Annotated in this window: 1 protein-coding gene; it reads right to left on the bottom strand. The window is 56.7% G+C overall.

All coding sequences use genetic code 11. The features are described from left to right. A partial coding sequence (locus tag ACTHTS_RS11320; protein WP_440370095.1) for a 4-alpha-glucanotransferase occupies positions 1–436 on the bottom strand: 436 nt, incomplete at both ends.

Below are 436 nucleotides of genomic sequence, written 5' to 3'. Positions count from 1 at the left end.
CACATGATCAATGCGCAAGATACCGTAAAGCCGCATATTTTCAAGCAACAGTCGGACGAACTTCTCATAACCCGTGTGCTTCAACATCATCGGATTGAGCGGCGGCAAATCCCAGTTTTGCCCCGTCGGGCTGAACGGATCGGGCGGCGCGCCGACTGCCATATCCATACAATAATCGGCGCGGTTGAGCCAAGTATCCGCGCTGCCGCGTGCCACGCCGACTGCCAAATCGCTATAAATTCCGAGCTTCACGCCGCGCGCCGCAGCCGCCTCGTTCACTTCGCGCAACTGCGCCGCGCAAAGCCATTGCAGCCACATATAAAAACGGATTTCGCGGCAATGACCCTGTGCAAATCTTTGAACCGCCTCGCCATGCGGATCATGAAATTCCGACGGCCAAGACAGCCAACCCACTTCGCCGGAGCGGTTGTAATAC

Source organism: Neisseria sp. P0019.S003 (assembly GCF_051957115.1).
In the GTDB taxonomy this organism is placed as follows: domain Bacteria; phylum Pseudomonadota; class Gammaproteobacteria; order Burkholderiales; family Neisseriaceae; genus Neisseria; species Neisseria flavescens_D.
This window is presented reverse-complemented; position numbering and strand designations above follow the sequence as displayed.